Below are 19,425 nucleotides of genomic sequence, written 5' to 3' on the forward strand. Positions count from 1 at the left end.
TCATTCTACCGCCAACTTGGCGGTTTTTCTTTGCTCTTAAAAAATAACTAAAGATAGTGATTTTTTTTACAATATTTGCTTGACATTCAGATTGTGAAGTTTTAGATTATTATTGTTAATAAGTTCACAATTAAAATGTGACTTGTTACAAAGGAGAACTTATGGCAGTTGAAACGAAGAAGATTACTAAAAAGATACTGACTTCCGACGAACTTAAAGACAAAAAGGAGACAGCAAAAAAATACATTGGAGAATTAGTCGATAAATCAAGACAGGCATTATTAGAATTCTCTCAATATAGTCAATCACAAGTTGACAAAATTGTTGCCGCAATGGCTTTAGCTGGTTCCGAACATTCTTTGGAATTAGCACACTTTGCTCGAAATGAAACTGGAAGAGGAGTTGTTGAAGACAAAGATACGAAAAATCGTTTTGCCTCGGAATCTGTATATAACACGATTAAAAATGACAAAACAGTTGGCGTAATTGATGAAGACCCAATCACTGGCAAAGTTCAGTTAGCTGCACCACTTGGGATTTTAGCCGGAATTGTTCCAACGACAAATCCAACGTCTACCACGATTTTTAAATCATTGTTAACCGCTAAGACACGTAATACGATCATTTTTGCTTTTCACCCGCAAGCACAAAAATCGTCTGTAGCGGCTGCGAAAATTGTTTACCAGGCGGCTAGAAAAGCTGGAGCACCGAAAGATTTCATTCAGTGGATCGAAACGCCTTCCTTGGAAAATACGACTGCTTTGATGCAAAATCCTGAAATAGCTTCAATTTTGGCTACTGGAGGCCCTTCTATGGTTCATGCCGCATTAACATCGGGAAACCCTTCAATGGGTGTTGGGGCAGGAAATGGAGCTGTTTTCATTGACCATACGGCTCGTGTTCGTCGAGCGGCAGAAGACTTGTTGCTATCAAAACGTTTTGATAATGGAATGATTTGCGCTACAGAGAATTCCGCAGTTATCGAAGCTTCGGTTTATGACGAATTTATGAAATTAATGCAGGAAAAGGGTACTTATCTCGTTCCGAAGGATGATTACAAAAAGATCGCTGATTTTGTTTTCAGCGATAAACATGCAGTTAATGGTCCGGTTGCCGGGATGAGTGGCCGTTGGATTGCTGAACATGCCGGTGTTACTTTGCCGAAGGGCAAAGATGTTTTGTTGTTTGAGTTGGATCAAGACGACATTGGCGAAAAACTTTCCTCGGAAAAACTTAGCCCCTTGCTTTCGGTCTATAAAGCTGCTGATCGTAAAGAAGCGATAAAAGTTGTTCAAAGACTTTTGAACTATCAAGGAGCTGGTCATAATGCGGCAATCCAGATTGGCGCTCAAGACGATCCCTTTGTTAAAGAATATGCCGATGCAGTTTCTGCATCTAGAATTTTGGTTAACCAGCCCGATTCAATAGGTGGAGTCGGCGATATTTATACAGATGCATTGCGTCCAAGTATGACGCTTGGTACTGGTTCATGGGGGAAGAATTCATTGTCACATAATTTATCAACTTACGATTTGTTGAATGTCAAAACGGTTGCCCGCAGACGTAATCGTCCTCAATGGGTTCGTCTTCCAAAAGATATCTACTATGAGAAAAATGCCATTACCTATCTGCAGGAATTACCGAACGTCAATCGGGCTTTCGTTATTACCGATCATTCGTTGGTCAAATATGGATTCGTCGATCGGATTCTTGAGCAATTCGAATTGCGTCCCGACCAGGTTAAAACAAGTATTTACAGTTCTGTTCAACCGGATCCTTATTTGAGTCAGGCTGTTGAAATTGCAAAACAAATGCAGGAGTTCGAACCGGATACAGTAATTGCTCTTGGAGGAGGTTCCTCTTTGGATGTTGCCAAGATTTCCCGTTTTCTTTATGAATATTCTCAAGAACCGGACCACATTGGTTTTTTGGAAAACATTGACGATATTAAAGAATTGTTTAAAGGATTGCAGCAAAAGTTTATGGATATTCGGAAACGGATTGTTAAATTCGAACATCAGAATTTGACTCAACTGGTTGCTATTCCAACAACTTCGGGTACCGGTTCGGAAGTAACACCGTTTTCGGTTATCACCGATGATGAAACTCACGTTAAATACCCTTTGGCCGATTATGAATTAACTCCGCAAGTTGCAATCGTTGATCCTGAATTGGTTATGACTGTACCAAAACGGACCCTGGCTTGGTCTGGACTGGACGCCTTATCTCACTCGCTTGAATCCTACGTGTCGGTTATGAGTTCTGAATTTACACGGCCGTGGGCTTTACAGGCAATCAAACTGATTTTTGAAAACATCGTTGATTCCTATAATTACGATCCAAAGCACCCAACTAATCGGGGCGCCGAGGCACGTGAAAAAATGCATTATGCTGCAACTTTGGCCGGCATGTCTTTCGGAAACGCCTTCTTGGGCATAAACCATTCACTGGCCCATAAAACCGGTGGAGAGTTCGGTCTTCCTCATGGTTTGGCAATCAGCATCGCGATGCCACATGTAATTCGATTTAATGCGGTTACCGGAAACGTCAAACGGACTCCTTTTCCTCGTTATGAGGTTTATACAGCCCAAAAAGATTATGCCGATATTGCGCGCCATATTGGCCTCAGCGGTAAGAACGATGCCGAATTGGTTGAAAAACTTATCGCCAAAATCAAGGAATTAACCGATGCCTTGGATGTCGATATTACTTTGAGCGGCAATGGAGTCGATAAAAAGAGCTTTGAACATTCTTTGGATCAACTGGTTGATCTTGTTTACGATGACCAGTGCACGCCAGGAAATCCGCGACAACCGAATTTAGCTGAAATTAGGCAGTTATTGATCGACCAATTTTAATTTTAAAGGGATACCTGTTGACCAGGATCTCTTTTTATTTTGCTTTGAAAAACTAGTAAGATTAAATTGTCATGCAAAAAAAAACAAAAAGAACAGGTACGAGAAGAAAAAATACAAGAAGTAAAAGCCAAAAAAGCAGACGACTTAGAAGAATAATTATCGTATTAATTATTTTATTTTTGCTTATTATTTTTGGAACAAATTTTTATAGTAAAATGCAGGAAAATCAACTGCAGGAAGAATATTCTGCGATCGATTCAAAAGATAATAGTTATCGGGTTGTTGTAATAAAAACCGGATCATCGGTTCAAGATATGGCTAAGGATTTAAAAAAAGCCGGTTTGGTTAGAACTGAGCTCGATTTTTCCAAGTACGCATTGGACAAAGGCGGCAGTGGATTACAGGCAGGCACTTATTACCTGCAAAGATCCCAGTCGATACCCCAAATATACTCACGCTTAGTTAAAGGACCGAATACCGAGGTTTATCGCAAACTTTTTATTAAAAAACGCGTTAAATATGCTCAGGAATTGCAAAAGAAATACAAGGTCTTGGCTTCGATCGATCTTGCTCAAACAATTTTGGAATCTGATTGGGGCACAAGCACTTTGGCTTCGAAATATAATAATTACTACGGAATTAAAGCTCAGGGCAGTCAAAAAAGTATTCAGTTGGAGACCAAAGAGTATGTTAACGGGAAATGGGTAACGGAAAAAGATAAATTTGCTGTTTACAGTAATTGGCATGATAGTATGCTGGCGCATGCTAAATTCATTGCTAACGGTACTGAGACAAATTCAACACAATTTAAAGATGTTCTGGCAGCCGGCGATTATTCAGCTGCTGCTAAAGCATTGGTTAAAGATGGTTATGCAACCGATCCAGATTATGCTAATAAACTTATTACGTTAATTAAAACGTACAAATTGAATCAATACGATAATTAAAAACCCAGGTTAATTAACCTGGGTTTTTGTTATTTAGCTTTACTTACATGAAGTATTTCAACTGTCACCGAATGATTTTCAGGAAGTGGAATTTCAACTTTATCGCCTGTTTTGTGGTCCAAAAGTGCTTTTCCCATTGGCGAGTCGTTTGATATTTTTCCTGATAGAGGATCGGATTCGGCTGAACCAACAATCGTATAGGTTTCTTCATCTCCATCCGGAACTTCTTTAAAAGAAATTTTCTTTCCAAGCGTGACGACGTTCTTTGAAGCACTGGATGCATCGATAACCTGGGCGAATTGAATCATTTGCTGAAGCTGTTTTACTCTGCCCTCGACAAATGCTTGTTCATCTTTAGCCGATTGGTATTCCGAATTTTCAGATAAATCTCCAAAAGAACGAGCTTCTTGTATTCTACTTGTAATTGCCGGGCGCTTATTTGTAATAAGATCATCAAGTTCTGCTTGAAGCTTGGCAAGACCTTCAGCGGTCATTGGATATGTTTTTTCTTCTGCCATATATATCCTGTATCCTTTCAAAATTTACAGCAAAACTAGCATAACACGTGTTAAGTAACTGTCAAGCACTATGTTTAAGTGACTTATTTCTTATTATTTTTCAGTATTTTTGAAATAGTGAAGAACTTTTTTCTTTTATTAATTTCGATTAGTGTTACTAGCAATATGCTTATCAATGTAATAGCCGAAGCGACTCCCAAGTAAGGTTCCTGATAATATATTTGAACTTTGTGCCTGCCTTGCTTGATTTTTGCGCCAATAAAATAATTGTCAATTGTTTTTACAGGAGTGTTTTTTCCATCTATTTTGATTTTCCAACCCGGTGCCGCCGGAATCGTTGTCATGAGAATCTTTTGATTCTTTTTAACGTCCACTTCACCGGTAAAACTGGTTTGATTGAATTTCAAGTTTTTTATTCCGGTTTTTTGAACCTTATTTGCTGATTTGGCAAGTTTTGAATCATTAATCGAATATAATTCCAAATCGTTTAGGAAAAGCTCGGAATAATTTAAATGAATCCCGATTGTTATTTGAAGGTTCTTATCGTGATTAGCAACGTTTAAGGCGACAACGTTCTCACGATTTGCGTATTGTGGGATTGTTTCTCCATTAACCGTAATCCAGGTAGCATTATTTGCAAATGAGACCGGAAGTGTCAAATAGTAGGAACCATTTGTATTTGGTTTGAAACTGATGTTGATCACTGCATCTTGACCTGAATTAATTTTTTGAGCGGTTTGGCCATTAAGACTAATCAGAGTTTTTATATTTTCGGTACTGTAACTAAAGGGAACGTTGCTTTGGACCAAATTTTTTGTACCGGTTATTCCTTCCCAAAGCGAGTTGGAAGTAAGAATAGGATTTTCCGGAATGATTTTACTTTTTAAAACTTTGCTGGAAGTCGGAAAAATTATCGGCAGTGCATTTTTATTTTTAATCGTCATGACTTGGTTTCTACTTTGCAAAAGTCTGTAGTTGGTCAGATCTGGACGATAAGAGTTCGCCATTGCCTTAGGAGAACCGGCTGCATTGGATCCGCCATAGACTGGAGAAATAAAATATTTCATATCAAAAATTGCGTCTGTCAAAACTGTTCCAAATGAGTAGGAAGTATAGTAATCATTTGCCACTTGACCAAAGGCACCAAATAACTCTGGTGTTGTTTTATCGACGGTCGAGGAAAAATGCATACCTCCGTTGTATCCGGTGGCAAAAGCATCGCCCCGGGTTCTGGAAAATGTCTGACCAACTCGATAAAAACCTTTTTTTGATAAATCACTTGTTGATTGTTGTAATGCTTTTACGGTCCTTTGATATTCGCTGTTTGTTAAATAACTAAAGTTGTTTGTCGATATATAAGCATTTAGGGCTGAGCTCGTTAAACCAATCAGTAAAAGAAAGTAGGCCCAAACATCATGCTTCATATAACTACGAACCATGTAAACCAAAAGAGCCGAAACAGAAAGAAAGATGAACAAACGAACCTGCTGAGAATTTACGAAATTTATTTTCTTGTTGAAGAAGACCGCGACGCTGCTGATTACAGCTATTAAGAGCAGACTTAGGACGAAACTGGGAAAATTTGCATGTTTGCTTTTTTCAAGGCCGATGGCTGCCAGTAGAAGAATAAAAAAACTAAAAATGAAACTATAGCGATATGGATACCAAACCGGATATTGCATCATATGGAATAAAATATTTAGCGGTTGCCAAACAAAACTCAAGCTGTATAAAGCGATGATTAGTCCACTGATAATTTTCGTGGATATTTTTTCTTGTTTGATTGAAAAATAGGTGATTAAACCAATAATTATTATGAAAGGTACAAAGATATTGGCAAGTCCTGTTTTCATCTGACTGAAGTTGAATGATCCGGGAATTAATTTCAAAATTACCAAATAAGGTTTTTGAATGAAACCCCAATCTATGCTTGCAATCGTATCCTGGCCTTTTCCCTGTATGAGTTGAAAAGCAGTCGGAATCAAAACGACCGAAGAAATTAAAACCGATAGCAGCATCGATGACAAAAATCGAAGAAATATTAACGATTGGTTTAGAAATTTTGAATAATATCGGCTAATCTGCCAAATAGCAAACATTGGTAAAAAGATACCGATCATGTAGGCAATATAAAAATTATCGATAATTGAAAAAGCGAAGATTAAAACAAAAGGCAAATATTTTTGCTCGTTAATTAATTTGATCGCAGCATAAATGATTAACGGTAACAAGATTATTTGGTCCTGCCACAACAGATTTACCTGATTAGCGACAAACCAGCCCGACAGAGCATAAGAACTGGATATAAGCAAACCCATTTCTTTGCCGGTAAAATTTCTTCTTACCAGCAAATATTGCATAGAAAGCCCGGCAAGGCCGAAACGAACAACTGTCAAAAATAATATTCCGCTCGGAAGATTGGCTTGATTAAAAAAAAGCAGTAAGAGATTTAGTGGACTAAAAAGATAATAGGACCACTCGGAAAACATTTCACCACCAAAATTTTTTGCAAAACTGTAAAAAAGCTGATTCGGCTGATGCAAAATTGTTTCGCGCATACCGGAGAACATATCTACGTATTGTTGACCCAGATCGACTGTTAGAATCGAACTATTGCCGAAAGGAGCCATTTTTCGATAATAAAAGTAAAAAAGCATTATTAATGCCGGCAGAGCAAAACTGAGGAAATAGTGATTTAAGATAATTTTTCGAATTTTTTCAAGCATTGACTATAACTTATCTTACGATGATACTTACGATGATACAATAAAACTGCTACTTATTTGGAACTTAAAAAAGTGATTAAAAAACCAAAATTAGAAAATTTCAATAAAAAAGATTCTCATTCGGATAAAAACAATAACTCGACTATTCCCGTTCGTTTGAACGTTTTGCTTGGCTTAAGCGGCTTTCTGCTTTTGCTTTTGATTATCAAATTAGGAATGCTGACAATCATTTCCGGGAAGAGTTACTCGACGATCGTTAACCAAACCGAAGCTACTGTCGAGACGACAGAGGCTCCTCGAGGGGTTATTTACGATTCTACCGGAAAAGTGTTGGCAGGAAACAAGTCGATTCCTTCAATCAGTTTTGAGCGTTTGCCGTCGATCACTAGTGCCGAGATTTATAAAAGCGCGACGCGTCTTTCAAAGTATTTAACGATCGATACCAGTGCTTTAACCGAAACGCAGGAAATCGACTATTATTTGACCAGCTCCAAGCACAGTAAAGAAACTATTAAAAAATTGGGACTTTCCAACAGCGCAGTGAACAAACTGACCAGTTCCGCTTTATATAAGCTTGAGGTCAAATATTTAAAGAAAAACAAATTAGAATTAAGCAGTTCGCAAAAAAATGCTGCTGCTATCTACAATAAGATGGCTCAGACAACGAGTTTATCTACGACTACTCTTAAATCGACGGGTGTAACAACCAAAGAAATTTCTGAAATCGGCGAACGCCTGAGTCAATTTTCCGGTATCAGGATTAATCAAGGATGGACGAGATATTATCCGCAAGGAAGTAGTTCCAAGACTTTGCTTGGATCATTATCTGGTTCGTCAAGTGGGCTTCCGGCCAGCAGTTTAAGCACATATCTTGCTGAAGGCTATTCAAGAACCGACAGTGTCGGTATTTCCGGAATTGAAAAGGAGTATGAACAGACTCTTCGTGGAATTAGCAAAAAAACTCAGATTACAACCAATTCTCAAAATAAAATTGTTAGCAGCAAAGTAACACAATCGGGTACGGCAGGAAAAAATCTGCAGTTGACGATTAACTCCAAATTCCAAAGCGATGTTTCTGCAGCACTCAAGAAATACATGGGCACTGATTTGACGACCGGTGGCTATGCCGCTGTTATGAATCCGAAAACCGGTGGGGTTTATGCAATGGCCGGTTGGGATCGGAACGTTAAGACTGGTAAGCTGACCCAAAATGATCTGGCAGCAATTCAGGATCCGATTGTTATGGGTTCTGCTGTCAAACCGGCGATGGTGTCGATGGCTTTGCAGGCTGGTGTCATTACTCCGACCAGTTCCACTCAGGATGATCAGATCATCAAGCTGGCCGGTACAGCCGAGAAACACTCCGACTTTAATCCGACTGGCGTTAAAATTCCTCTGACTGCCGAACAAGCCCTCGAAGATTCTTCCAATACTTATATGATCCAGCTGGCTTTAAAAATGAACGGCACGCCATATGTATCGGGGATGAGCCTAAACGTTAGTTCGAATATATGGCAGAAAATGCGTAATGGCTTTGGCGAATTCGGACTCGGCAGTAGAACTGGAATTGACCTTCCAGGCGAAACAGCGGGCTATAAAGGATCGATTACCGGATCCTTGGCCAGCTCATTCATCGATGAAGCTTTTGGCCAATACGATACCTATTCGGTTATTCAAATGGCTCGCTTTGTAAGTACTATTGCCAATGGAGGATATTTGGTACAGCCGAAGGTCGTTGCTTCTGTCTTGAAATCGGGCAAGAACGGAGTTAGATCGTCGGTCGCCAGTGAAGTGAGTCCGACGATTCAAGGCTATGTAAAAATGAACAGCGCACAATGGAATGTTATTAAAACCGGAATGTGGGATGTTGCCAACGGAAGCAGTCAATATAATACCGGTGGTACTCTGATGCACGAACTAAGTCCTAAAGTAGCCGCGAAAACCGGAACTGCCGAATCCTTTGTCGATGGTCAGCAGACTCAGAACGATACCTTGATTATGTATTCCCCATATGCTCCATTCGCAATTGCGATTGCCTATGTTGGAGATAAAGTAGATAGTTTCGGAGCCGTTGAAAAAGCTGCTGCTGCTATCTATAATGCTTTCTGGAAAGATGTAATGCCTAAACCTAATGACTAAAAGATTATCGACAATCGGGAGGTTGTTGTACGGAATTGCTATTGGAGATGCGCTTGGTAATTTAAGCAAACGCAACACAAAATGGGCTTTAAGAGAAAACAACGATCTTGATGAGGCTGACTTTGAATTTCTTTGGACACCAACAACTGGATTGACTTTTGCGATAGTTCGTGCAATTTCGCTTGGATATTCGCGAGCGAACGTAATGCATAATTTTGCCGAATGGTGGCGAAATGGCCAATTTTCGATGACCGATGATATTCAAACGGATCGTTTTGAAACGGAAATTCAGTCAATCATTAATTTTGAATTAACTCGCGATCTCGATTTAATTGGTTCGACCGATCCTGTCGAGAATGATGAAAATGTTTTGATAAGAGCTATGCCAATCGCTTTTTATGAAACTTCCAGAATTGGTTCGGCCTTTATCAATGACGAAAAATCAATGGGTAGAATTCATGATATGGTTTCTTTGACCCATAACTATCCTTCGGCAATGATGTCTTCTGGAATGGTCTCCTTTTTAATATCCCAAATACTTGGTAGGGAATCGCTTCATCACGCGCTCGAAAATTCAATTGCGATAACTTATGAGTATTATTCACGGCGTTCCATTTTTCAACCTGATTTAATTAGTTTTGCACCAATGAATATGCCCGATATGTCCGATTTAAGGGCCGATCAGCTAACTCATGATGGAAATTCTATTCATACTCTGGAAAACGTTTATTGGGTCCTTTTTTCAACTGATAACCTAAATGATGCCTTGAGACTAACTATTAAATCTTTTTCCAGACAGCGACAAACCATTTTGGCTTTCATTTATGGAATATACGGATTAATTGACCGCGGTAATCTTGATGAGCGCTTAATTGAACAGATTGATAAAAAGGCGGAAATGAATTCAATTTTGCGACTTGCCAATCGTTCAAATCGTTTTCATACAGAAACATAAAAAAACAGTTCTTAAAGTTAAGAACTGTTTTTTAATTAGATTTAACTTGAATCAATACCGGTATAACGATTGGTTTACGGGCCGTTTTCTTGTAAAGATAGTGGCTTAATTCATCGATTACCGCTTGCCTGATCGACCCTTCGTCGGCGTTGGACGACATCATCGCTTTTCTAATTGTTCCAAAGGCAACTCGACGGCCATCGTTGATTAGATCAACGGATTCCCGCATATATACAAATCCTCGGCTAAGAAGGTCCGGCCCGGAAAGAATCTCTTTGGTCTGCATATTGATTGTTGCTGTGACAATTACCAAGCCGTCTTGAGAAAGTTTNTGTCTTTCATGAAGAACTGCATTCCCAACGTCTCCGATTCCACCACCGTCGACATAAATATCTTCCGATGAGAAATGACCGGCTGGATGAGCATGTTCGCCATCCAAGGCCAGAACGTCACCGTTATCCATAATGAAAATGTGGTCGCTGGGAACACCGGTCGATTGGGCCAAGCCACTATGAATCTTTAACATTCGATATTCTCCGTGAATCGGCATGAAGAATTTTGGCTTCATCAGTTCGAGCATAATTTTTTGTTCTTCTTGTCCACCATGACCGGAAGTATGAATATTGTTTAGTGGACCATAAATAACATTTGCACCGCCTTCTTCAAGTTCGTTGATTACTTTATTAACCGAAGCAGTATTCCCGGGAATTGGATTTGAAGAGAAAACGACTGTGTCATTCGGTTGCAACTTTATTTGTTTATGGGTCCCGTTGGCAATTCTAGCCAAAGCGGCCATTGGCTCGCCTTGAGAACCCGTTGAAAGGATCAGGGTTTCATCGGGTGGAGTATTTTTTAGATCACTGGGTTCTAGCAAGAATTCATCGGAAATATTCAAATAACCCAAATCACGGCCATTATTGACAGCTGTTTCCATTGATCGACCAAAGACAGCGATTTTGCGTCCGTGTCTGACAGCTGAATCCATTGCCATCTTGACACGGCTTAGATTGGAAGCGAAAGTCGCAAATATAATTCTGCCTTTCGTGATCCGATCGAAGATTCTTTCTATCGATTTTTGAACCCAAGCTTCGGACTTCGTAAATTCCGGCCGTTCGGCGTTAGTCGAATCGGACATTAACAGCAGAACGCCTTCTCGGCCGATTTTTGCCATTTTCAACATATCAGGATACTGGTTGGTAACCGGAGTCAGATCAAATTTAAAATCACCGGTTTCGACAATAGTTCCTTTAGGCGTATGAACAGCAACACCAACTGTATCGGGGATCGAGTGGGTCGTTTGAAAGAATTCTACCGATAGCTTGCCAAAATCCAAAAAAGAATCTGGCTTTATTTCGTGGAGTTCGGTTTTCTTTAATAAGTTGTGTTCTTCGAGTTTTCCTTTAATTAAAGCCAGCGCAAACGGTGGGGCATAGACAGGCACGTTAACGGCCCGCAAAAAGTAGGAAATTGCACCAATATGATCTTCGTGTCCATGGGTAATCACCAAGGCCTTAACCTTTTCAATGTTTTGAACTAAATAGGTATAATCGGGAATCACATAATCAACTCCCAACAGATCATCTTCGGGAAACATGATACCGGCATCAATTACGACAATTTCGTCTTGGTACTGGATAGCATAGGTATTTTTCCCGATTTCGCCCAAGCCTCCGAGGGCCATCACTCCAACTTCATTATTCTCAAGTTTAACTTCATGCGCAAAAGTATTTACGCTTTGTTCCTTTTCTGACATTTACAAATTCCTTTTTATCAAAAATATTTTGTCACGAATAGTCCAAAAAATGAACTAGTAGGTATCAACCAGTATAGCAAAAAAAAGTTTCATCGGGTTAACATAAAATCATGACAAGCAGTGGACAAATTAAATCGGTCGGCGTTTTTATGGGAGCAGAATTCGGAAACGAAAAAATGTTCTCCAACAAAGCTACCGAGTTGGGAAAATATTTAGCCGAAAATAATTATCGTTTGGTGTACGGAGGCGGCAAAGATGGCTTGATGGGAATTGTCGCAATGTCGGTTATGGAAAACGGCGGCCGCGTATTGGGAATTACCCCCTCGAATCTGGCTGAGACTTCGATCGATGCCGACCAAATAACCGAATTAGTTCAAACTCCCGATATGAATACCCGCAAACAGTTAATGATTGATCAGTCCGATGCTTTCATTGCACTGCCGGGCGGATTTGGTACCTTGGAAGAAATTGCCCAGACAATTAGTTGGGCGAAAATCGATCTCCATGAAAAGCCTCTGGCTTTGTTTAACATTAACGGTTTCTACGATACGTTGTGGCAATGGATAGAGGAGGCCGTCAGTAAGGATTTTGTTCCGCCTTTTGATATGAAATATGTTTACCGCGGGCGAAGTATTGACGATATTTTTGAATATTTTGATAATTTCGAGTTTCCTTCCGAGTTTCAAAATCCTGCCAATTTTGTCTAAGCAATGATAAAATATTACAGTTAAGTAGAAAGTGAGAAAAATATGGCTATTGATACATCGAATTTTAAAAACGGTTTAACCATTGAATATAACAAAGCAATCTGGCGCATACTGTCTTTTCAGCACGTCAAGCCTGGTAAAGGCGGCGCTTTTGTTCGTTCCAAGCTGAAAAACTTGCGAACCGGCGCTGTTAACGAAATCACTTTCCGTGCCGGCGAGCGTATGGAAGCAGCTGATATCACTACTCGCCCGATGCAATATTTATACGCGAATGGTGACAGTTATGTATTCATGGATGTTGAGACCTATGATCAAGTCGAAATACCTGGAGATAAAATTAAAGACTCTTTGAAGTTTCTGCTGGAAAATATGCAGGTTAAAGTTACTTCGTACAAGGATGAAATTTTAGATGTCGAGCTGCCTGCTACTGTTGAATTGTCGGTTACCGATACTCAGCCCTCGATCAAAGGCGCAACTGTTAACGGTGGAGGCAAACCAGCGACAATGGAGACGGGACTGGTTATTACTGTTCCGGATTTTGTCAATGCCGGCGATAAATTGGTTGTCAATACTTCTGACGGTGGCTCGTATAAGGAGCGTGCTTAATGACAAAAGCTCAGGAAGCAAAATATTTTGTTTTAGGTGGCAGTAAATTAGATGGCGAAACAAAGATATCTTCCTCGACTCTGGAAACCATCGCCTCGATTGCTGCTAAAGAAATTGATGGCGTGATCGGTTTACAGGCTCAGACCAGAGAACGTTTTTCCGGATTTTTCTTTACAAAAAAATATAAACAGACCAAGGGTGTGGTTGTGAAACAAGATGAAGATGGAAATCTTTTGTTTACTGTTTACGCAATATTCACTTATGGTGTTAATATTCCTAAAACTGCTTTGGCGATTCAGAACTCCGTTAAGTCGGCTATTTCGGCGGCGACTGATTTGACTGTTTCCGATGTCGATGTGGTTGTTTCGAGCTTGATACACGATAAAGATGTGAAACCGGAAATTGATCCAAATAATTTATTCGAAGAAAAGAAAGATCAAGCAAAAAGTAAAACAACTGTTAAAAAACAACCGGCTGCTAAAAAAAGGACGAGTTCCCGTAAGAGCAGCAGAACTTCCACTGCAAAGAGCAGCAAAAAAACAGATCCTAAGAAAAATACACTGAAAGATAATTAAAATTTTGAGTTTATCACGTCAACAAATTAGAGAATTAAGTTTCCAAGCGATTTTTGCTTTGGAAATAAATTCGGATCAAGACAAGGCTTTACTTAAAAAAGTCTTGTTTAAGCAAAATACTATTGACGACTATTTTAACGAATTGGTTGATGGTGTTTTTGCAGTACATAAAGAGTTAGAGGAAAAATACAAACCTTATCTAAAGGATAATTGGTCACTTGAACGTATTTCGAAAACTGCCGATATTGCTATGCAGATTGGTCTTTTTGAATTAACAAGCCGGATTGATATTCCAAAAAAAGTTTCTTTGGATCAGGCCACCGAATTGGCAAAAAATTTTGGTGATGAGAGTGATGGGAAATTTGTTAATGGAGTTTTGGCACATTTCGTTTCTTAATTGACTATGGACGAAGTAGAAAGCAATTTTTTAACTGTTGGAACCCTAAACCGCTATTTGTCGGCTAAATTTGTACATGATCCTTATTTAAAACAGGTTTCACTGACTGGCGAAATTTTTGGTTACAAAATTTCCAGCGGCTCGGCATATTTCGAGCTTCGAGACGAAGATGAATCCTCGATTCGCGCTTATGTTTCACCAACTATTCTCCGCGGTTTTCCTTTTGATTTCAAATCCGGAGATAAAGTTAATTTGGTTGCCGACGTTCGTCTTTATGGCAAACGAGCTTACGCTTCGCTTTTTATTTTTTCAATGCAGCCGGCTGGCCTTGGCGAACTGTATTTAAAACTGGCAGAACTTAAAAATAAATTAACAAAAGAGGGCATTTTCAACAGGCCGACAAAGGAGCTGAATTATTTTCCAAAAAAAATAGCCGTTATTACCTCTAAAACAGGAGCGGTTATTCATGATATCAGTTCGACTATCGGTCATCGTAATCCTAATTTAAAAATCGAATTATTCGAATCCTCGGTTCAGGGAGATAGTGCCGTTAAAGAACTTGTTTCCGCAGTTAAAAAAGCTGATCAATCCGATGCAGATGCAATTATTATTGCTCGCGGTGGTGGTTCAATGCTTGATCTATGGCCCTTTAATGACGAGCAGTTGGTTCGTTTGCTTTCCAGCTTGTCTAAACCGGTTATTAGTTCGATTGGTCATGAAACTGATGTTACTTTAACTGATTTGGCAGCTGATTATCGAGTCGAAACGCCCACAGCGGCAGCTAATAAAGTAACACCGGCAATATTGGATTATCGAAATAATCTTGACCAATTGACGGCTTTAATGTCGGTTGATATCAAACAATTATTGCAAAAAAACCTGAATCGTTTTGAATATTTGGCAAATTCACCGGCTTTGAAATCATTTGATCAGGTTTTTTTTAATCACGAACAAAAACTTCAAAATTTAAATTTACGACTTGCTAATTCTTTTGCTGGAGAGTTTCAAAAAAACATACAACAATTTGCTAATTTAACTGCCAAACTTGATGCCTTAAGTCCGTTGAAAGTTCTTGATCGTGGTTTTTCATTGACTTTCAAAGGGGATCGGCTAATTAAAAATGCTCAGCAGTTAAAAGAAAAAGATCATATTAAGATACTATTTGCAAAGGGATCCGCATTGGCAGAGATCAAGGAGATTAGTGATGACAGAAGAATTTGATTTTGAGAAAAATATGAAGGATTTAAAACAAATCGTCTCTAAATTGGAGAATGGCGACCTTCCAATCGACGAAGCACTGAAGAATTTTGAACAAGGTGTAAAAATTTCTTCATCATTAAAAAAATATCTTGATGATGCTCAAAAGAAAATTGACGAAAATCTGAGTCAACTGAATTTGGATTCGCAGAGAAAGGGTGACCAGGATGAAGTTTAAAGATTTTTCAAATCGTTACCTTCCGGAAATTAATAATGATTTAAGTAATTATTTTGCTGATCGTGATGATGATATTTTCAGGATGATTACGTACGCTTTGAATTCAACCGGCAAACGTTTACGGCCACTTTTAACCTTGGCAACTTTTGCAGCTGCTGGAAATGTAATTAATGACAGCACAATTGAGGCGGCGACGGCTGTTGAGTTTGTGCATGCCTATTCATTGGTTCATGATGATTTACCGGAAATGGATGACGATACCAAACGTCGCAATCAGTCCAGCACTTGGAAAAAATTTGGGGTTGGGAATGCTGTTTTGGTTGGGGATGGCTTACTGACAGAGGCTTTTAAAAAAATATCCAATCTTTCATTACCCGAGTCTATTCGTCTAAGATTAATATATAATCTCGCTTTGGCAGCTGGACCTGATAACATGGTTCGCGGACAGCAATATGATTTATTTTCTCAGGATAAAGTTGAATCGATCGATGATTTGGAATTTATCCACTTAATGAAAACCGGTGCTTTAATGACTTATGCGGCAACTGCTGGTGGTATTTTAGCCGGATTGTCGGATGATAAACTGCGTGCTTTAAATATTTATGGTGCAAATCTTGGAATTGCTTTTCAAATAAAAGATGATTTGAGAGATATAAAACAGGATGAGGAAGAAAACAAAAAAAGTTTTCCAAGACTTATTGGTGTTCAGAAAAGTCAGACGGAATTGGAAGAACATTTAAAAATTTCTGCTAACGCAATTAAAGAAATTCCGGATTTTCAAAATACAGTTTTACTTGATTTATTGGATAGAATATGAATAATTTTCCCATCCGTTTAGATCAATATTTGGTTGAAAAGGGCCTTTTTAAAAGTCGTACTCAGGCTCAACGGGCGATTAAGAAGGGCGTTGTAGCAGATACAAGCAATAAAATTTTCAACAAATCCAGTTTCGCTGTAGAAAGGGAGACACTTTTTCATTTAACCGAACCAGTTAGTGATTTTGCCTCGCGAGGTGCTTTGAAGCTGGAAAAGGCAGTCGAGTATTTTCATTTTGATTTGAATAAACAAATCGTAATTGACATTGGCGCTTCGACCAGTGGCTTCACTGACCTTTCTTTACGCAAAGGAGCCAAATTTGTTTATGCTGTCGATGTCGGCCACGATCAATTAATCGGGCGTTTGCGACAGGATGATCGGGTAAAGAATATGGAAGGATACAACTTTCGTTATGCCAAGGTAGCTGATTTTTTAAATCCTTTGTCGACACGCGCCGTGATCGATGTTTCTTTTATTTCACTGAAAATGATTTTACCTTCTTTATATCCGATTTTGTCTGAAGAGAGTGAAGTAGTAGCTTTATTCAAACCACAATTTGAAGTTGGCAAGTTAAACGTTGGAAAAAAAGGAATTGTTAAGAAGACAACTTCTGTTTTTGCAGCTTTTGAAAAATTGAAATTGCTTATTGATGATTTGGGTTTTACTTTGGCAGGCTTCACTGATTCACCGATTAAAGGCGGTGATGGTAATCATGAATTTTTGCTTTACCTAAAAAAGGGCACGCATAAGTTTGATTCAGGCTTATTGCCTGATTCGATTAAAGATTTTATTTTTAATAGTTATCAGAAGTAGATTACAGAAAGCCAAGAAATTTCGTACAATTCATACAGATGCTAAATAATTTATCAATTAAAAACTTCGCCATAATTAATGACGCTCAAATTGATTTTGACAAGGGCTTAACCGTTATGACCGGTGAGACGGGAGCTGGAAAATCGATTATTATTGATGCTCTGAGCTTATTGGTAGGAGAACGTTCTTACAGTTCAATGATCCGTAAAGGAGAAAAGAAAGCCGTTATTCAGGGCGTCTTTGATTATCCAAAAAAAAGTTTGGAAGATTTTGGAATCGAAAAAGACCGGCAGTTGGTGATTCGTCGTGAAATTAATCGAACCGGTCGTAATTTGATTTCCGCAAATGGAATTATCCTCACGCTCAAACAGTTGACTCAGATCGGTAGCCGGCTTGTAAAAATATCTGCACAATTCGATAATCAGGAACTACTTGATAATCACCTGCAGGCTGGTCTGGTCGACAGTTTCGCCAATCATGATTTCCAAGATCTTCTTGATGATTATCAAAGTAAATTTGATGATTACTCCAGGTTAAAAAATATTCTTATCAAAAAACAAAAAGACGAAAAAGATCGACAAAACCGACTTGATTTTCTTCAATTTGAAGTTAAAGAATTATCGGATTTAAATCTCCAACCACACGAACTCGACCAGCTGGTTGAAGAAGATAAAAAAATTAAAAACTTTGAGAAAATATATCAATTATTAAATTCAGCTATCAATGATCTTGATAATCCACAGAATGTTAATGCCTTGACTTTATTGGATGAAGCGAATGATAATCTAAAAAAATTGAGTGAAATCGATAATAATTATTCGTCAGCTGCTTCGACAATCGAATCAAGTTATCTCAATTTACAGGAATTGGCCCGTGATCTAAGAAATAATCTCGACGATTTGAGTTTTGATGATCAGGAAGCCGAAAAAGTTACCGACAGAATTACCGAACTCAAGGCAGCAGAAAGAAAATATCATCGAACGAATGATGATTTAATCCTTTATTTCCAAAATATTCAAAAGGAGATTAAAGATTTAAGCAATTATGATCGGGAACGTCAGACGCAACGCACGAGGTTTGAAAGCCTTCGCAAGGAATTAATTGCTTTGGCAGAACAATTGCATCAAATTCGTCTGCAGACAGCGGAACGGCTTGAAAAAGAAATTCACGGAAATCTATCAGACCTACTTTTAGGCGAGGCCGTATTTGAAATTCATATTAATCAGACTAAAAAATTGTTTGCAAGCGGTTTTGATGAAGTTGATTTTTGGATTCAAACCAATCCCGGTGAAGCGAGCTTGCCTTTAAACCAGATTGCATCCGGCGGTGAGATCTCACGAATTCTTTTAGCACTCACAAATGTCTTCTCCAAGGCTATGTCGATTCCAACAATTATTTTTGATGAAGTTGATACGGGTGTTTCCGGACGAGCGGCCGTCGCGGTTGCCAAAAAAATGAGGACAATTTCTACCAATTGCCAGGTTATTTCTATTTCGCATCTTCCTCAGGTTGCTTCGGCAGCCGATCATCAGCTTCAAATCGAAAAAGCAGTTGAAAAGGGTCGAACAAGTACGAAAATTGCACAACTGAGTCATGAAGAAAGGATACTTGCAATTGCGAATATGCTCTCCGGGGAACGAATTACCGATCAGGCAAAAGCAAACGCAAAGCAGTTATTGGAACAAAAAAAATAAGCAATTAACGCTTATTTAAATTAATTTTAGAAAACGTATTTCTGTTGGATTAATCTTTTTAAGATCGTTATTGGTTTGGATTAGAAGAGATCCCTTGTTGCTTTGTAGCAATTTTCCCGTGAAATTAGCAACTTTATCTGAATTGATCTCGCAATTTATCTGCAGTTTAACCGGTTTGTCAAAACTTAAGGCTAAATTCAAGCGATCAATAATCGTTTCCGCATCCAACTGTTCCTTCTTTTCAATCGGTAAAGCTGTCTTAATGTTAATCAGGATTTTTTTAAAAGACTTAACACGATGTATTTGATTGTTTACGATTGCGTTTTGCATTTTTTATTCTCTCAACACCATTTAATATACGAACGCTTGTTCGAAATAGCAAACAGTTTTACGAACGGAAAGTGACTTTCTGACATTTGTAATATGCAAGAAGAGATAAAAATCCTTTTAAAATGATATTTAAGAATTGGTAAATTTAAGACCTTT

General features: G+C 38.7%; 17 protein-coding genes. 13 read left to right on the plus strand and 4 right to left on the minus strand.

The features are described from left to right. Positions 1-161: 161 nt before the first annotated feature. Both adhE and A3G9_RS0106465 read left to right on the plus strand, forming a co-directional pair. The gene (gene adhE / locus A3G9_RS0106460; RefSeq protein WP_002819114.1) at positions 162-2,858 is read left to right on the plus strand and encodes a bifunctional acetaldehyde-CoA/alcohol dehydrogenase; all 2,697 of its coding nucleotides are present in this window, start codon (positions 162-164) and stop codon (positions 2,856-2,858) included. A gap of 71 nt (positions 2,859-2,929) precedes the next feature. Next, a complete protein-coding gene (locus A3G9_RS0106465) occupies positions 2,930-3,805 on the plus strand; it encodes a glycoside hydrolase family 73 protein (protein WP_002821537.1) in 876 nt (291 codons plus the stop codon). Between the two features lie 29 nt (positions 3,806-3,834). Here A3G9_RS0106465 and greA read toward each other — a convergent pair whose 3' ends face one another. Both greA and A3G9_RS0106475 read right to left on the minus strand, forming a co-directional pair. Then, entirely contained in the window at positions 3,835-4,323 is a 489-nt protein-coding gene (greA, locus tag A3G9_RS0106470; protein ID WP_002819112.1) for a transcription elongation factor GreA, read from the minus strand. A gap of 83 nt (positions 4,324-4,406) precedes the next feature. After that, on the minus strand, positions 4,407-7,049 hold the full coding sequence (locus A3G9_RS0106475; protein ID WP_002816984.1) for a YfhO family protein: 2,643 nt from the start codon (positions 7,047-7,049) through the stop codon (positions 4,407-4,409). A 57-nt stretch (positions 7,050-7,106) separates the two neighbouring features. Here A3G9_RS0106475 and A3G9_RS0106480 point away from each other — a divergent pair, with 57 nt between their 5' ends. Together A3G9_RS0106480 and A3G9_RS0106485 are read left to right on the plus strand one after the other, a co-directional pair. Beyond that, a complete protein-coding gene (locus A3G9_RS0106480) occupies positions 7,107-9,188 on the plus strand; it encodes a peptidoglycan D,D-transpeptidase FtsI family protein (RefSeq protein ID WP_002821538.1) in 2,082 nt (693 codons plus the stop codon). Between the two features lie 25 nt (positions 9,189-9,213). Further along, a complete protein-coding gene (locus tag A3G9_RS0106485; protein ID WP_002819109.1) occupies positions 9,214-10,143 on the plus strand; it encodes an ADP-ribosylglycohydrolase family protein in 930 nt (309 codons plus the stop codon). Between the two features lie 31 nt (positions 10,144-10,174). On the opposite strand, the gene rnjA is transcribed toward A3G9_RS0106485, so the two are convergent. Continuing rightward, a complete protein-coding gene (rnjA, locus tag A3G9_RS0106490) occupies positions 10,175-11,896 on the minus strand; it encodes a ribonuclease J1 (RefSeq protein WP_018025269.1) in 1,722 nt (573 codons plus the stop codon). A 110-nt stretch (positions 11,897-12,006) separates the two neighbouring features. Between rnjA and A3G9_RS0106495 the strand changes: the two genes are divergently transcribed. From A3G9_RS0106495 to recN, 9 genes are read left to right on the plus strand one after another with little or no spacing between them, the layout of a single operon-like run. Next, on the plus strand, positions 12,007-12,603 hold the full coding sequence (locus A3G9_RS0106495) for an LOG family protein (RefSeq protein WP_002819107.1): 597 nt from the start codon (positions 12,007-12,009) through the stop codon (positions 12,601-12,603). A 42-nt stretch (positions 12,604-12,645) separates the two neighbouring features. After that, on the plus strand, positions 12,646-13,209 hold the full coding sequence (gene efp, locus A3G9_RS0106500) for an elongation factor P (RefSeq protein WP_002819105.1): 564 nt from the start codon (positions 12,646-12,648) through the stop codon (positions 13,207-13,209). Then, complete coding sequence (locus tag A3G9_RS0106505; RefSeq protein WP_002819104.1) at positions 13,209-13,784, plus strand: Asp23/Gls24 family envelope stress response protein; 576 nt, start codon at positions 13,209-13,211, stop codon at positions 13,782-13,784. Before efp ends, A3G9_RS0106505 begins: the two co-directional genes overlap by 1 nt. A gap of 4 nt (positions 13,785-13,788) precedes the next feature. Then, complete coding sequence (gene nusB / locus A3G9_RS0106510) at positions 13,789-14,181, plus strand: transcription antitermination factor NusB (protein ID WP_002816992.1); 393 nt, start codon at positions 13,789-13,791, stop codon at positions 14,179-14,181. A gap of 6 nt (positions 14,182-14,187) precedes the next feature. Continuing rightward, entirely contained in the window at positions 14,188-15,402 is a 1,215-nt protein-coding gene (gene xseA / locus A3G9_RS0106515; protein ID WP_002819102.1) for an exodeoxyribonuclease VII large subunit, read from the plus strand. Then, positions 15,386-15,616 (plus strand): exodeoxyribonuclease VII small subunit, encoded by a 231-nt coding sequence (gene xseB / locus A3G9_RS0106520; protein ID WP_002819101.1) that lies wholly within the window; start codon positions 15,386-15,388, stop codon positions 15,614-15,616. Before xseA ends, xseB begins: the two co-directional genes overlap by 17 nt. Next, a complete protein-coding gene (locus tag A3G9_RS0106525; protein WP_002819100.1) occupies positions 15,606-16,433 on the plus strand; it encodes a polyprenyl synthetase family protein in 828 nt (275 codons plus the stop codon). Before xseB ends, A3G9_RS0106525 begins: the two co-directional genes overlap by 11 nt. Further along, positions 16,430-17,245: a TlyA family RNA methyltransferase gene (locus A3G9_RS0106530; protein WP_002821539.1), complete on the plus strand. Its 816-nt coding sequence runs from the start codon at positions 16,430-16,432 to the stop codon at positions 17,243-17,245. The genes A3G9_RS0106525 and A3G9_RS0106530 overlap by 4 nt, the downstream gene beginning before the upstream one ends. Positions 17,246-17,283: 38 nt before the next feature. Beyond that, positions 17,284-18,939, plus strand: coding sequence for a DNA repair protein RecN (recN, locus tag A3G9_RS0106535; RefSeq protein ID WP_002819097.1), 1,656 nt, complete (start codon positions 17,284-17,286; stop codon positions 18,937-18,939). Positions 18,940-18,954: 15 nt separating this feature from the next. Here recN and A3G9_RS0106540 read toward each other — a convergent pair whose 3' ends face one another. Beyond that, a complete protein-coding gene (locus tag A3G9_RS0106540; protein WP_002816997.1) occupies positions 18,955-19,269 on the minus strand; it encodes a hypothetical protein in 315 nt (104 codons plus the stop codon). Between the last annotated feature and the right edge of the window lie 156 nt (positions 19,270-19,425).

The sequence above is a fragment of the Oenococcus oeni DSM 20252 = AWRIB129 genome (assembly GCF_000372485.1).
In the GTDB taxonomy this organism is placed as follows: Bacteria; Bacillota; Bacilli; order Lactobacillales; family Lactobacillaceae; genus Oenococcus; species Oenococcus oeni.

Coding starts and splice junctions, on each gene's coding strand:
- greA (WP_002819112.1), bottom strand. CDS start 4,323: ATGGCAGAAGAAAAAACATATCCAATGACCGCTGAAGGTCTTGCCAAG.
- A3G9_RS0106505 (WP_002819104.1), top strand. CDS start 13,209: ATGACAAAAGCTCAGGAAGCAAAATATTTTGTTTTAGGTGGCAGTAAA.
- adhE (WP_002819114.1), top strand. CDS start 162: ATGGCAGTTGAAACGAAGAAGATTACTAAAAAGATACTGACTTCCGAC.
- recN (WP_002819097.1), top strand. CDS start 17,284: ATGCTAAATAATTTATCAATTAAAAACTTCGCCATAATTAATGACGCT.
- A3G9_RS0106525 (WP_002819100.1), top strand. CDS start 15,606: ATGAAGTTTAAAGATTTTTCAAATCGTTACCTTCCGGAAATTAATAAT.
- A3G9_RS0106495 (WP_002819107.1), top strand. CDS start 12,007: ATGACAAGCAGTGGACAAATTAAATCGGTCGGCGTTTTTATGGGAGCA.
- A3G9_RS0106530 (WP_002821539.1), top strand. CDS start 16,430: ATGAATAATTTTCCCATCCGTTTAGATCAATATTTGGTTGAAAAGGGC.
- efp (WP_002819105.1), top strand. CDS start 12,646: ATGGCTATTGATACATCGAATTTTAAAAACGGTTTAACCATTGAATAT.
- xseB (WP_002819101.1), top strand. CDS start 15,386: ATGACAGAAGAATTTGATTTTGAGAAAAATATGAAGGATTTAAAACAA.
- A3G9_RS0106465 (WP_002821537.1), top strand. CDS start 2,930: ATGCAAAAAAAAACAAAAAGAACAGGTACGAGAAGAAAAAATACAAGA.
- xseA (WP_002819102.1), top strand. CDS start 14,188: ATGGACGAAGTAGAAAGCAATTTTTTAACTGTTGGAACCCTAAACCGC.
- A3G9_RS0106475 (WP_002816984.1), bottom strand. CDS start 7,049: ATGCTTGAAAAAATTCGAAAAATTATCTTAAATCACTATTTCCTCAGT.
- A3G9_RS0106540 (WP_002816997.1), bottom strand. CDS start 19,269: ATGCAAAACGCAATCGTAAACAATCAAATACATCGTGTTAAGTCTTTT.